6 protein-coding genes and 3 rRNA genes are annotated in these 13,177 nt (G+C 64.5%); 6 read left to right on the forward strand and 3 right to left on the reverse strand.

The window, feature by feature from the left end:
• The first annotated feature begins 108 nt into the window (after nucleotides 1-108).
• Nucleotides 109-1,749, forward strand: coding sequence for a SpoIIE family protein phosphatase (locus OG885_RS24355; RefSeq protein ID WP_405734961.1), 1,641 nt, complete (start codon nucleotides 109-111; stop codon nucleotides 1,747-1,749).
• 76 nt (nucleotides 1,750-1,825) lie between these two features.
• Here OG885_RS24355 and OG885_RS24360 read toward each other — a convergent pair whose 3' ends face one another.
• Complete coding sequence (locus OG885_RS24360; protein WP_405742852.1) at nucleotides 1,826-3,094, reverse strand: MFS transporter; 1,269 nt, start codon at nucleotides 3,092-3,094, stop codon at nucleotides 1,826-1,828.
• A 141-nt stretch (nucleotides 3,095-3,235) separates the two neighbouring features.
• On the opposite strand from OG885_RS24360, the gene OG885_RS24365 reads away from it, so the two are divergent.
• The 5 genes from OG885_RS24365 (at nucleotide 3,236) to OG885_RS24385 (ending at nucleotide 10,276) form a co-directional block, all read left to right on the forward strand.
• Nucleotides 3,236-3,805, forward strand: a complete 570-nt coding sequence (locus tag OG885_RS24365) for a MarR family winged helix-turn-helix transcriptional regulator (protein ID WP_405734963.1) — start codon at nucleotides 3,236-3,238, stop codon at nucleotides 3,803-3,805.
• 672 nt (nucleotides 3,806-4,477) lie between these two features.
• Nucleotides 4,478-6,003, forward strand: a 16S ribosomal RNA gene (locus OG885_RS24370).
• A 303-nt stretch (nucleotides 6,004-6,306) separates the two neighbouring features.
• A 23S ribosomal RNA gene (locus OG885_RS24375) occupies nucleotides 6,307-9,429 on the forward strand.
• A gap of 95 nt (nucleotides 9,430-9,524) precedes the next feature.
• Nucleotides 9,525-9,641: ribosomal RNA gene (gene rrf, locus OG885_RS24380) — 5S ribosomal RNA — on the forward strand.
• Together the 16S, 23S and 5S rRNA genes form the textbook arrangement of a ribosomal RNA operon.
• Nucleotides 9,642-9,721: 80 nt before the next feature.
• Complete coding sequence (locus tag OG885_RS24385; RefSeq protein WP_405742853.1) at nucleotides 9,722-10,276, forward strand: GNAT family N-acetyltransferase; 555 nt, start codon at nucleotides 9,722-9,724, stop codon at nucleotides 10,274-10,276.
• On the opposite strand, the gene OG885_RS24390 is transcribed toward OG885_RS24385, so the two are convergent.
• Together OG885_RS24390 and OG885_RS24395 are read right to left on the reverse strand one after the other, a co-directional pair.
• Nucleotides 10,265-11,725 (reverse strand): type IV secretory system conjugative DNA transfer family protein, encoded by a 1,461-nt coding sequence (locus OG885_RS24390; protein WP_405734965.1) that lies wholly within the window; start codon nucleotides 11,723-11,725, stop codon nucleotides 10,265-10,267. The genes OG885_RS24385 and OG885_RS24390 overlap by 12 nt on opposite strands.
• A gap of 18 nt (nucleotides 11,726-11,743) precedes the next feature.
• A complete protein-coding gene (locus tag OG885_RS24395; protein ID WP_399962550.1) occupies nucleotides 11,744-13,171 on the reverse strand; it encodes an ATP-binding protein in 1,428 nt (475 codons plus the stop codon).
• Between the last annotated feature and the right edge of the window lie 6 nt (nucleotides 13,172-13,177).

Consider the following 13,177-nt stretch of genomic DNA (forward strand, 5'->3'; position numbering starts at 1 on the left):
GCCACACTGATCCCCGACCCAGGACGGGTGGACGCCCGCCCCTCGAACCCGCGAGGACCCAGGCCGGGTCCGGAGCCGGCCGAAGACGACGACACGAGGCAAGGATTCGTGAACTTCACGCGCTGGAGCGCCCGGCTCCCCGGAACGCAGCGCCGCGCAGCCGCGCGGACCGACCACGAGCTCACCCCCGACCGGCTCGGGGAGGGCGCCGTGCCCGCGGCCCGCGCCGAACAACTCACCGACGACACCCCACCCGTGCCCGCCGTCGACGAACTCCCCGTGCGCGAGGTCCTCGACCGCGTGCCGGCCCTGGTGGCCCTGGTCCACGGCCCCGACCACCGCCTCGCCTACGTCAACGACGCCTATGTGACCGCCTTCGGCCTACGATCCCCCGGCGCACCCGCGAGCGAAGCCCTCCCCGAGCTCCACGAGACGGGCCTCCTCCCGCTCCTCGACCAGGTCCTGCGCAGCGGCAAGCCCCGCACGGTCAAGTCCCGCAAGGCCCCCGACGGCCGTTCCTACACCTTCACCTGCACCCCCGTCACCGAGGGGGACACCGCCGGCGTCCTCGTCTTCGCCACCGACGTCACCGACCACGCCGAGGCCGCCGAGCGGCTCAGAGCGAGCGAGCGCCGCCAGCGCGAAACCGCCGTCACCCTCCAGCGCTCCCTCCTCCCCCAGGTCCTGGAGGAGCCCGACGACCTCCGCATCGCCGCCACCTACCAGCCCGGCGGCACCGAGGCCGCGGTCGGCGGCGACTGGTACGACGTCATCACCCTCGGCGGCGGCCGCACCGCCCTCGTCATCGGCGACGTCATGGGCAGAGGCGTCCGCGCGGCAGCCGTCATGGGCCAACTTCGCACGGCGGTCAGGGCCTACGCCCGCCTCGACCTCCCGCCGCACGAGATCCTCCAGCTCCTCGACGGCCTCGCCACCGAGATCGACGCCAACCAGATCGCCACGTGCGTGTACGCCATCCACGACCCCAACGAGGGCAAGCTGGTCTACGCGTCCGCCGGCCACCTCCCGATCCTCGTCCGCGACGAGAGCGGCGCGGTGCTCCGCGCGGACGAGCCGACGGGCCCGCCCCTCGGCACCGGCGGCTGGATGCACGCCTCGGGCTCGATCCCGCTCGGCCCCGGCTCCACGGCGGTCCTCTACACGGACGGCCTGGTGGAGCGCAGGAACGAGGACCTGGACGAGGGCATCGCGTCGTTGGAGCGCGCGCTGTCCGGTGCGACCGGCACGCCTCAGGTCGTCTGCGACCGCCTCGTCCGCTCGGCTGGCGTCACCGCCGACCACGACGACGACGTGGCTGTCCTGGTCCTTCAGCACCCGTCCCGCACGGGCCCCGACAGCGACCTCTTCCGCAACGCCGCGCTGGAGCTTCTCGGTGGCATCGAGGCGGCTCCACGCGCGCGTGCGTTCGCCTCCGGCGTGCTCACCAGTTGGCGGTTCCCCGCGGAGCTGCATGACCTGGGGGTGCTGGCGGCGAGTGAACTGGTCGCGAACTCGTTGCAGCACGGGACGCCACCGATGCGGTTGAGGCTTCGCCGCACTGACCGTCGCTTGATCATCGAGGTGACTGATGGCGACGACCATCTGCCTCGGCGTCGTAAGGCCGAACCGGGTGACGAGTCGGGGCGGGGGATCGCGATCGTGGCGACCATTGCCTCGAACTGGGGGTCGCGTCGGACACCGGGTGGAGGGAAGGCTGTCTGGTGCGAGTTTGTGTTGCCCAAGGGGTAGGGGCGCAGGGTTGTGTGGCGGCTGCAGGTGCGTTGTGGCTGGTCGCGCAGTTCCCCGCGCCCCTGGGTAGCTCCCGTCAGGCGGCGATTGCTTCTTGCTGTGTGCCGCCCTTGGCCACCACACGGCTCCTTGCTCGCCACGGCTGGTCCTGTACGTCGCTCAGCTGACGGCCCAGCCGCAGCGCCAGGTAGGTGATGCCCAGCGAGAACAGCAGGAACGTCACGATGTACGGCGCGTGCAGGGACGCGCCCATCGGGCCGCCGATCGCCGGGCCCAACGCCAGGGCGAGCTGCTTCACCAGGGCGAAGGCCGAGTTGTACTGACCGGCCATGCCCGTCGGGGCGAGGTCGGCCACCAGCGGCGCGACCGTCGGCGACAGCATCGCCTCACCCAGACCGAACAGGGCGTACGTCGAGACGAACGCGGCCGTGGCCATGGCCTGGCCGGCGTGGCCGAGCCCGGCGTAGCCGGCGGTGATCCAGGCGACGGCCCAGATGATGCCGACCGCGGCGATGACCCGGGAACGCCGGCGACGCTCGACGAACTTCAGCACGGCGAACTGCGCGATGACGATCATCGCGGTGTTCGCGGCCAGGGCCGACCCCAGCGCGGACGTCGAGATCCCGGCCGCCTCGACGCCGTACGCGGCCAGACCCGACTCGAACTGGCCGTAGCAGGCGAAGAACAGCACGAAGCCCAGCACACTCAGCTGCACCATCGCCCGGTTCCCGAGCAGCTGCTTCCAGCTGCTCCTGCCCGAAGCGGTCGGCGCGCCCTCGATCCGCGGCGCGCGCGGCATCCGCACCGTCGTCATCACCACGGCCAGCAGCAGGAACATCGCCGCCTCGATCGCGAAGAGGAGGGTGAAGGAGGAGACCTTCGTCGTGTCGACGAGATGACCACCGATGAGTCCACCGACGCCGAGACCGAGGTTCTGCAGGAAGAACTGCATCGCGAACGCCCGCGAGCGCGTCTCCGCCGTGGAGCAGTCCACGATCATCGTCGCCAGGGCCGGCTGCATCACGGCCTGTCCGGCGCCCAGCGCGGCCGCCGACAGCAGGACAGTGGTCGCGCTGCCCGCCAGGCCCAGACTCAGCGCGCCGAGCGCTGCCGTGACCAGGGCGGCGAGCAACACCGGAAGCGGGCCACGCCGCACGATCGCCCGGCCGGCGAACGGCAGCACGATCAGCGCGGCCACGGCGAAGACGGCGAGGACCAGCCCCGCCGTCATGGCACCCAGTCCCCGCACCTGCGCCACATAGACGTACAGGTAGGGGACGGTGAAGCCGAGCCCGAACGCGCTGAGTGCGTTACCCACGTGAATCCGGCGCATCGCAGCGCCCATCGCCCTGGTCACGTTCACCTCTCTCAGGTAGTTGGAGTCCCTCAGTACTTAGAACCGAAGACTTCGAAGCTAAATTTCAGAGCTAAAGAGTACACAGAGAAGGACTTCAACGCCAAGCGGCCGCATGCGATACTGACGCCCATGGCTGACACCCCCGGCGGTCCCGGCAGTCTCCACATCGGCAGCGAACCGACGCTCGAGGAGCAGATCGCCGCCTACCAGCGCGAGTTCCAGGACCTCGACCCCCAGGTCGAGCAGATCGTCTCGGCCCTGTCGCGACTGAACCGCCGCATGAACGTCGCCTACGGCCGCCAGACCTCCGCCCTCGGCATCAGCAACACGGACTGGGAGGTCCTCAAGGCCCTCGTCCTGTCGGGCGCCCCGTATCGGATGGGCCCGGGTGACCTCGCCAAGCGACTAGGGCTGACGCCGGCCGCCATGACCCACCGGATCGACCGGATGGTCACGGAGGGGCTGGTGACCCGGGAGCGCGACGAGTCCAACCGGGTCCGCGTCATCGTGGAGCTGACCGCGGAGGGTCGCGAGAAGTGGCTGGAGGCCATGCGTCTCGCCACGGTCTTCGAGGAGGACCTCCTCCAGGACCTGTCAGCCGAGGAGCGGACGGCGCTCGGCGACGTCCTCACCCGCCTCCTGCGCAGGGTGGAGCACGCCCAGCCGGACGCGGGCGGACGCCTCAGCGACCTGGACTGACGTCGTCCGCCGACCACCCCCTGGCATCACCCGAAAAGATCTTGACAGGGGGTGGTTGACAGCCCTCGCTCGGATCCGTAGAGTTCTTCGGGTTGCCGCGGGGCCGTAACGGTTCTTCGACAACACCTCCGCCGTATCAGCGGCACCACAAACCACAGCACGATCTCCCAGCCGGGATGAATTCGGTGTGCCCGAATTCAATTCGATTTGGGTTCGGCAGCTCGATTAGGAACTGCCGAGAGGATCCGCTAAGGTTTGAGACGTCGGAACGGCCCAACGGCCGGGAAGACAAGCCCCGCTGACTGGGAGTCAGGCCCGAAAGGATCTGATAGAGTCGGAACCGCCGGAAAGGGAAACGCGAAAGCGAGAACCTGGAAAGCACCGAGGAAATCGGAACCGGAAACGGTCTGATAGAGTCGGAAACGCAAGACCGAAGGGAAAGCCCGGAGGAAAGCCTGAGAGAGTCTCTCGGGTGAGTACAAAGGAAGCGTCCGTTCCTTGAGAACTCAACAGCGTGCCAAAAATCAACGCCAGATTAGTTGATGCCCCGTCTCCAGCCATTCGGTTGGGGCGAGGTTCCTTTGAAATAACACAGCGAGGACGCTGTGAACCACCGGATTATTCCTCCGGTGGTTCCGCTCTCGTGTGTGTGCACCGGATTACCGGTAAACATTCACGGAGAGTTTGATCCTGGCTCAGGACGAACGCTGGCGGCGTGCTTAACACATGCAAGTCGAACGATGAACCACTTCGGTGGGGATTAGTGGCGAACGGGTGAGTAACACGTGGGCAATCTGCCCTTCACTCTGGGACAAGCCCTGGAAACGGGGTCTAATACCGGATACCACTACCGCAGGCATCTGTGGTGGTTGAAAGCTCCGGCGGTGAAGGATGAGCCCGCGGCCTATCAGCTTGTTGGTGAGGTAATGGCTCACCAAGGCGACGACGGGTAGCCGGCCTGAGAGGGCGACCGGCCACACTGGGACTGAGACACGGCCCAGACTCCTACGGGAGGCAGCAGTGGGGAATATTGCACAATGGGCGAAAGCCTGATGCAGCGACGCCGCGTGAGGGATGACGGCCTTCGGGTTGTAAACCTCTTTCAGCAGGGAAGAAGCGAAAGTGACGGTACCTGCAGAAGAAGCGCCGGCTAACTACGTGCCAGCAGCCGCGGTAATACGTAGGGCGCAAGCGTTGTCCGGAATTATTGGGCGTAAAGAGCTCGTAGGCGGCTTGTCACGTCGGGTGTGAAAGCCCGGGGCTTAACCCCGGGTCTGCATTCGATACGGGCTAGCTAGAGTGTGGTAGGGGAGATCGGAATTCCTGGTGTAGCGGTGAAATGCGCAGATATCAGGAGGAACACCGGTGGCGAAGGCGGATCTCTGGGCCATTACTGACGCTGAGGAGCGAAAGCGTGGGGAGCGAACAGGATTAGATACCCTGGTAGTCCACGCCGTAAACGGTGGGAACTAGGTGTTGGCGACATTCCACGTCGTCGGTGCCGCAGCTAACGCATTAAGTTCCCCGCCTGGGGAGTACGGCCGCAAGGCTAAAACTCAAAGGAATTGACGGGGGCCCGCACAAGCAGCGGAGCATGTGGCTTAATTCGACGCAACGCGAAGAACCTTACCAAGGCTTGACATACACCGGAAAGCATTAGAGATAGTGCCCCCCTTGTGGTCGGTGTACAGGTGGTGCATGGCTGTCGTCAGCTCGTGTCGTGAGATGTTGGGTTAAGTCCCGCAACGAGCGCAACCCTTGTCCTGTGTTGCCAGCATGCCCTTCGGGGTGATGGGGACTCACAGGAGACCGCCGGGGTCAACTCGGAGGAAGGTGGGGACGACGTCAAGTCATCATGCCCCTTATGTCTTGGGCTGCACACGTGCTACAATGGCAGGTACAATGAGCTGCGAAACCGTGAGGTGGAGCGAATCTCAAAAAGCCTGTCTCAGTTCGGATTGGGGTCTGCAACTCGACCCCATGAAGTCGGAGTTGCTAGTAATCGCAGATCAGCATTGCTGCGGTGAATACGTTCCCGGGCCTTGTACACACCGCCCGTCACGTCACGAAAGTCGGTAACACCCGAAGCCGGTGGCCCAACCCCTTGTGGGAGGGAGCTGTCGAAGGTGGGACCAGCGATTGGGACGAAGTCGTAACAAGGTAGCCGTACCGGAAGGTGCGGCTGGATCACCTCCTTTCTAAGGAGCACTTCTAACCGGGCTCGCTCGGTCAGAGGCCAGTACATCGGCGAATGTTCGATGCTGGTTGCTCATGGGTGGAACGTTGATTATTCGGCCGGGTTCACGGGTCGGAGGCTGCGAGTACTGCTCTTAGGAGCGTGGAAAGCATGATCTCCGGACGGAACCGGGCCGGGCACGCTGTTGGGTGTCTGAGGGAATGAACCCCCTCGATGCCGGCCCCAGTGAACTTGTCCTGTAGAGGGCAGGGTGATGGGTGGCTGGTCGTTGTTTGAGAACTGCACAGTGGACGCGAGCATCTGTGGCCAAGTTTTTAAGGGCGCACGGTGGATGCCTTGGCACCAGGAACCGATGAAGGACGTGGGAGGCCACGATAGTCCCCGGGGAGTCGTCAACCAGGCTTTGATCCGGGGGTTTCCGAATGGGGAAACCCGGCAGTCGTCATGGGCTGTCACCCATACCTGAACACATAGGGTATGTGGAGGGAACGCGGGGAAGTGAAACATCTCAGTACCCGCAGGAAGAGAAAACAACCGTGATTCCGGGAGTAGTGGCGAGCGAAACCGGATGAGGCCAAACCGTATGCGTGTGAGACCCGGCAGGGGTTGCGCATGCGGGGTTGTGGGATCTCTCTTTCACAGTCTGCCGGCTGTGAGACGAGTCAGAAACCGTATGGATAGGCGAAGGACATGCGAAAGGTCCGGCGTAGAGGGTAAGACCCCCGTAGTCGAAATCTGTACGGCTCGTTTGAGAGACACCCAAGTAGCACGGGGCCCGAGAAATCCCGTGTGAATCTGGCGGGACCACCCGCTAAGCCTAAATATTCCCTGGTGACCGATAGCGGATAGTACCGTGAGGGAATGGTGAAAAGTACCGCGGGAGCGGAGTGAAATAGTACCTGAAACCGTGTGCCTACAAGCCGTGGGAGCGTCGGACATCAAGCTTGCTTGGTGTCTCGTGACTGCGTGCCTTTTGAAGAATGAGCCTGCGAGTTTGCGGTGTGTTGCGAGGTTAACCCGTGTGGGGAAGCCGTAGCGAAAGCGAGTCCGAATAGGGCGGTGGAGTAGCACGCTCAAGACCCGAAGCGGAGTGATCTAGCCATGGGCAGGTTGAAGCGGAGGTAAGACTTCGTGGAGGACCGAACCCACCAGGGTTGAAAACCTGGGGGATGACCTGTGGTTAGGGGTGAAAGGCCAATCAAACTCCGTGATAGCTGGTTCTCCCCGAAATGCATTTAGGTGCAGCGTCGTGTGTTTCTTGCCGGAGGTAGAGCACTGGATAGGCGATGGGCCCTACCGGGTTACTGACCTTAGCCAAACTCCGAATGCCGGTAAGTGAGAGCGCGGCAGTGAGACTGTGGGGGATAAGCTCCATGGTCGAGAGGGAAACAGCCCAGAGCATCGACTAAGGCCCCTAAGCGTACGCTAAGTGGGAAAGGATGTGGAGTCGCACAGACAACCAGGAGGTTGGCTTAGAAGCAGCCACCCTTGAAAGAGTGCGTAATAGCTCACTGGTCTAGTGATTCCGCGCCGACAATGTAGCGGGGCTCAAGCGTACCGCCGAAGTCGTGTCATTGCAGCATATAGCCCTAACGGGTGTTGTGATGGGTAGGGGAGCGTCGTGTGCCGGGTGAAGCTGCGCCGGAAGGCAGTGGTGGACGGTTCACGAGTGAGAATGCAGGCATGAGTAGCGATTCACACGTGAGAAACGTGTGCGCCGATTGACTAAGGGTTCCTGGGTCAAGCTGATCTGCCCAGGGTAAGTCGGGACCTAAGGCGAGGCCGACAGGCGTAGTCGATGGATAACCGGTTGATATTCCGGTACCCGCTGTGAAGCGTCAAACATCGAACCAGGCGATGCTAAGGCCGTGAAGCCGCCCCGGAGCCTTCGGGCAAAGGGGAGTGGTGGAGCCGCCGGACCAGACTTGCAGTAGGTGAGTGATGGGGTGACGCAGGAAGGTAGTCCATCCCGGGCGGTGGTTGTCCCGGGGTAAGGGTGTAGGCCGAGTGGTAGGCAAATCCGCCGCTCATTAAGGCTGAGACCTGATGCCGAGCCGATTGTGGTGAAGTGGATGATCCTATGCTGTCGAGAAAAGCCTCTAGCGAGTTTCATGGCGGCCCGTACCCTAAACCGACTCAGGTGGTCAGGTAGAGAATACCGAGGCGTTCGGGTGAACTATGGTTAAGGAACTCGGCAAAATGCCCCCGTAACTTCGGGAGAAGGGGGCCATCACTGGTGATTGGATTTACTCCATGAGCTGGGGGTGGCCGCAGAGACCAGCGAGAAGCGACTGTTTACTAAAAACACAGGTCCGTGCGAAGCCGTAAGGCGATGTATACGGACTGACGCCTGCCCGGTGCTGGAACGTTAAGGGGACCGGTTAGTGCGCTTTCGGGCGTGCGAAGCTGAGAACTTAAGCGCCAGTAAACGGCGGTGGTAACTATAACCATCCTAAGGTAGCGAAATTCCTTGTCGGGTAAGTTCCGACCTGCACGAATGGCGTAACGACTTCTCGACTGTCTCAACCATAGGCCCGGTGAAATTGCACTACGAGTAAAGATGCTCGTTTCGCGCAGCAGGACGGAAAGACCCCGGGACCTTTACTACAGTTTGATATTGGTGTTCGGTTCGGCTTGTGTAGGATAGCTGGGAGACTTTGAAGCTCATACGCCAGTATGGGTGGAGTCGTCGTTGAAATACCAGTCTGGTCGTGCTGGATGTCTAACCTGGGTCCGTGATCCGGATCAGGGACAGTGTCTGATGGGTAGTTTAACTGGGGCGGTTGCCTCCTAAAGAGTAACGGAGGCGCCCAAAGGTTCCCTCAGCCTGGTTGGCAATCAGGTGTTGAGTGTAAGTGCACAAGGGAGCTTGACTGTGAGACCGACGGGTCGAGCAGGGACGAAAGTCGGGACTAGTGATCCGGCGGTGGCTTGTGGAAGCGCCGTCGCTCAACGGATAAAAGGTACCCCGGGGATAACAGGCTGATCTTCCCCAAGAGTCCATATCGACGGGATGGTTTGGCACCTCGATGTCGGCTCGTCGCATCCTGGGGCTGGAGTCGGTCCCAAGGGTTGGGCTGTTCGCCCATTAAAGCGGTACGCGAGCTGGGTTTAGAACGTCGTGAGACAGTTCGGTCCCTATCCGCTGCGCGCGCAGGAATATTGAGAAGGGCTGTCCCTAGTACGAGAGGACCGGGACGGACGAACCTCTGGTGTGCCAGTTGTTCTGCCAAGGGCATGGCTGGTTGGCTACGTTCGGGAGGGATAACCGCTGAAAGCATCTAAGCGGGAAGCCTGCTTCGAGATGAGTATTCCCACCCACTTGATGGGGTAAGGCTCCCAGTAGACGACTGGGTTGATAGGCCGGATCTGGAAGCCCAGTAATGGGTGGAGGTGACCGGTACTAATAGGCCGAGGGCTTGTCCTCAGTTGCTCGCGTCCACTGTGTTGGTTCTGAAACCACGAACAGCCCCATGCCATGGTCACGGCATGGTGCGGCAATGTTTGACAGTTTCATAGTGTTTCGGTGGTCATAGCGTGAGGGAAACGCCCGGTTACATTCCGAACCCGGAAGCTAAGCCTTACAGCGCCGATGGTACTGCAGGGGGGACCCTGTGGGAGAGTAGGACGCCGCCGAACAAATTTTGAGAAAACCCCCGTACCTGGTAATCGGTACGGGGGTTTTCTGCGTTTCGGCTACGGTGATCAGCATGAGCAGCATGAACTTCGAGATCCGTTCCATACGCGCCGACGAGTGGCCCGCCGTGAAGGAGTTGCGGCTGGTCTCGTTGCAGGACCCCGCCGCGCCCGTCGCCTTTCTGGAGACCTACGAGGACGCCGTCGCCCGTCCGGACTCCTTCTGGAAGGAGCGGGCCGCCGGGGGATCGGATCCGGCCGGCGGGGTTCTTCAGTTCGTTGCCGAGGCCGCTGACGGGACGTGGGTCGGGTCGGTCGTCGTACTCATCGAGGAGGCCGGCTCCACCGACTGGGCCGGGTTCCCCGTGGAGCGGCGGCAAGGACATGTCGTCGGTGTGTTCGTGCGGCCCGAGTGGCGTGGGGGCGGGGTGACCAAGGCGCTTTTCGAGGCGGCCCTCGCATGGGCCTGGGGGCGTGGTGTCGAGGCTGTGCGGCTCATCGTGCATGAGGACAACCCGCGGGCCCAGGGGTTCTACCGCAAGGCCGGGTTCGTGCCGAGCGGGAAGGTCGTGCCCTTGGAGGGGCATGACGGGGAGAACGAGTTGGAGTTCGTCCTGGAGGCGCGTTCAGACCGGTAGTTCGTCGTGTGGCCAGCGGGATCTTGCCTGTTCCCGGGAGCGGAGCAGGGCCAGGGTCGGCAGGCCCCGGTCCGCTCCGGTGGCCAGGAGCTCCGGGAGTTGGGGAAGCGGAGCCACGGCGGCGACGTCGTCCAGGACGAGGGTCAGTGGTGGGTCGAGGCGACCGGAGGATGACCGTTCGGCCATGTGCCGGCCACGCTCGACCACGCTGGAGACGAGGGCCGTCAGGAGTGGCATCGCGCCTGGGTTGGTCCTGGGGTCCTCGATGGACTCCCCCACTACGTAAAGCGTGCCCCCTTCATCAACGAAGGAATCCAAGGCGAGGGCATCAGTTCGGTTTGGAGTGCAGGCCTCACGGATGTTGACCGTGAACAGCGCGGAGAGAGCTCGGCCGGTCAACTCCTGGGCGATGTCCCGGCGTTCCGGGTGGGCTGTGAGAGTGGCCTCCAGTTCGCCCGCCGCGCCGGGGGCCGCCTTCGGGTTCGTACGGAGGATGCGGACCGCGTCCTGGATCTGGGTGCCCTGGGACCAGCGGTGGACATGGCGGATGGTGCGGCCGTCTATGGCGGCGGCGTGCAGATAGCTTCGCAGGAGCGTTTCCGCGGTGTCGCTGACCGCCTGGTCGAGGCGGGCGGTCGGACGGACCGGGGTGAGGAGCGCCGCGGCTCTCGCCTTCGCCGTCTCTCTGTCCTCGCAGCCCGCGGTGGGGGACCAGTGGAGACGGGCCGGGGTGTCGCAGAGGTGGGTGGGGTCGTAGAGGTGGACGGGGCCCAGTTTGGCGCGGGCGTCCTTGGTGTCCGACCAGACCGCGGGGTTCGAGGTGACGACGAGGGTGGGGCCCTCCGCGTCGCGTACCGCCTGGATCGCCGTGAGATGGCGGGTCTCCCTGGGGGCGACCAGTACCTTCTCCACGCGCGTGGGTACCGGCGCGGGAGCGGGCTCGGGGACCGGCTCCGTCCTCGGTGTCGGCACCTCGTGGTGGGTGACCCTCTCGACGACGGGCTCGGGAGACGTGCGCGGCTGCTCCACGGCATCGGTTGGCGGCGCCGGCTGAGGTCCCGCCGACCGCGCCCGTCGTACCGCCTTCCACCGGGCGACCGTCCCCAGTACGAACACGGTGAGGACGACCAGCACCATCAACTGCCCGATGAGCAGGCCCCAGAACAGCCCGTACCCGGAGAGCTGGGTCGCCGGGGTCTCCGGCCACGCGCCTGGGATGTCATGGGGGCGGCCGATCAGTTGGCGCATGGCCAGGGGCGTACGGGTGAACGTGACGCCGTCGGGCCAGCCGCCGTGGGCGAACAGGCCGGCGAGGCCGGTGGCCGACCAGACCAGCAGGGTCATGCCGATGAGGAAGGCGAGTATGCCGACCAACAGCCCGTCAGGGACGCCCCCTTGGCCTCCCTGACTCCCCTGGCCCTCCTGCCGACGGCGGTTGTCCGGTCTCACCACTGCCCGCCTCCCTGCCTACGCCACCGTCGACTCGGAGTCGCCCATGTGCTGCTCCATGTGCTGTTCCATGAAGGCCGCCGCCCGTTCCTCCGCCTCCAACTCGGCCGCGCGCAGGGCGTCGTCCGTGAGCGCGCGGTCGGCGGAGGACTCGGTCATCGCGCGGTCGGTGAAGACGAGCGGGCGTTCCGTCTCGGTGATCAGGTGTTTGACCACCTGGACGTTGCCGTTGACGTCCCAGACGGCGATGCCCGGTGTCAGGGACGGGATGATCTCCACCGCCCAGCGGGGGAGGCCCAGCACCCGGCCGGTGGACCGTGCCTCGTCCGCCTTCTGGGCGTAGATCGTCCTCGTCGACGCCATCTTCAGGATCGCCGCGGCCTCCTTGGCCGCCGCTCCGTCCACGACGTCGGACAGGTGGTGGACCACCGCCACGAACGACAGGCCCAGCCGTCGGCCGAACTTCAGCAGCCGCTGGAAGAGCTGGGCCACGAAGGGGCTGTTGATGATGTGCCAGGCCTCCTCGACCAGGAAGATGCGCTTCTTCCGGTCGGGGCGGATCCAGGTGTGCTCCAGCCACACGCCGACGATCGCCATCAGGATGGGCATGGCGATGGAGTTGCGGTCGATGTGGGACAGGTCGAAGACGATGAGCGGGGCGTCCAGGTCGATGCCGACCGTCGTCGGGCCGTCGAACATGCCGCGCAGGTCACCGTCGACCAGACGGTCCAGGACCAGGGCGACGTCGAGGCCCCACGCGCGTACGTCGTCTATGTCGACGTTCATCGCCTCGGCGGACTCCGGCTCGGGATGCCGTAGCTGCTCGACGATGTCGGTGAGGACCGGCTGGCGTTCGACGATGGTCTCGTTGACGTAGGCGTGCGCGACCTTCAGGGCGAAGCCCGAGCGCTCGTCCAGGCCGTGGCCCAGCGCGACCTCGATGATGGTGCGCAGCAGCGCGAGCTGGCCCGTCGTCGTGATCGCGGGGTCGAGGGGGTTGAGGCGGATCCCCATGTCCAGGGCGGCCATCGGGTCCAGGCGGATGGGGGTTATCCCCAACTCCTGCGCGATGAGGTTCCATTCACCGACGCCGTCCTCGCCCTGGGCGTCGAGGACGACGACCTGGCGGTCGCGGAAGCGCAACTGCCGTAGGACGTACGTCTTCTCCAGCGCCGACTTGCCGTTGCCGGACTCGCCGAGCACCAGCCAGTGGGGTGCGGGGAGCTGTTGGCCGTAGAGCTGGAAGGGGTCGTAGATGTAGCCCTTGCCGGAGTAGACCTCGCGGCCGATGATCACGCCCGAGTCGCCCAACCCGGGGGCCGCCGTGGGCAGGTAGACCGCCTGGGCCTGGCCGGTGGAGGTGCGGACGGGCAGACGGGTGGTCTCGACCTTGCCGAAGAGGAAGGACGTGAAGGCGTCGGTCAGGACGGACAGCGGATCCCGCATCGGCGA

It is taken from the genome of Streptomyces sp. NBC_00028, assembly GCF_045041065.1.
Classification (GTDB): domain Bacteria; phylum Actinomycetota; class Actinomycetes; order Streptomycetales; family Streptomycetaceae; genus Streptomyces.

Excerpts from the sequence above, each read along its gene's own strand:
- OG885_RS24360 (WP_405742852.1), bottom strand. The coding sequence starts at position 3,094 with ATGGGCGCTGCGATGCGCCGGATTCACGTGGGTAACGCACTCAGCGCG.
- OG885_RS24365 (WP_405734963.1), top strand. The coding sequence starts at position 3,236 with ATGGCTGACACCCCCGGCGGTCCCGGCAGTCTCCACATCGGCAGCGAA.
- OG885_RS24385 (WP_405742853.1), top strand. The coding sequence starts at position 9,722 with ATGAACTTCGAGATCCGTTCCATACGCGCCGACGAGTGGCCCGCCGTG.
- OG885_RS24395 (WP_399962550.1), bottom strand. The coding sequence starts at position 13,171 with ATGCGGGATCCGCTGTCCGTCCTGACCGACGCCTTCACGTCCTTCCTC.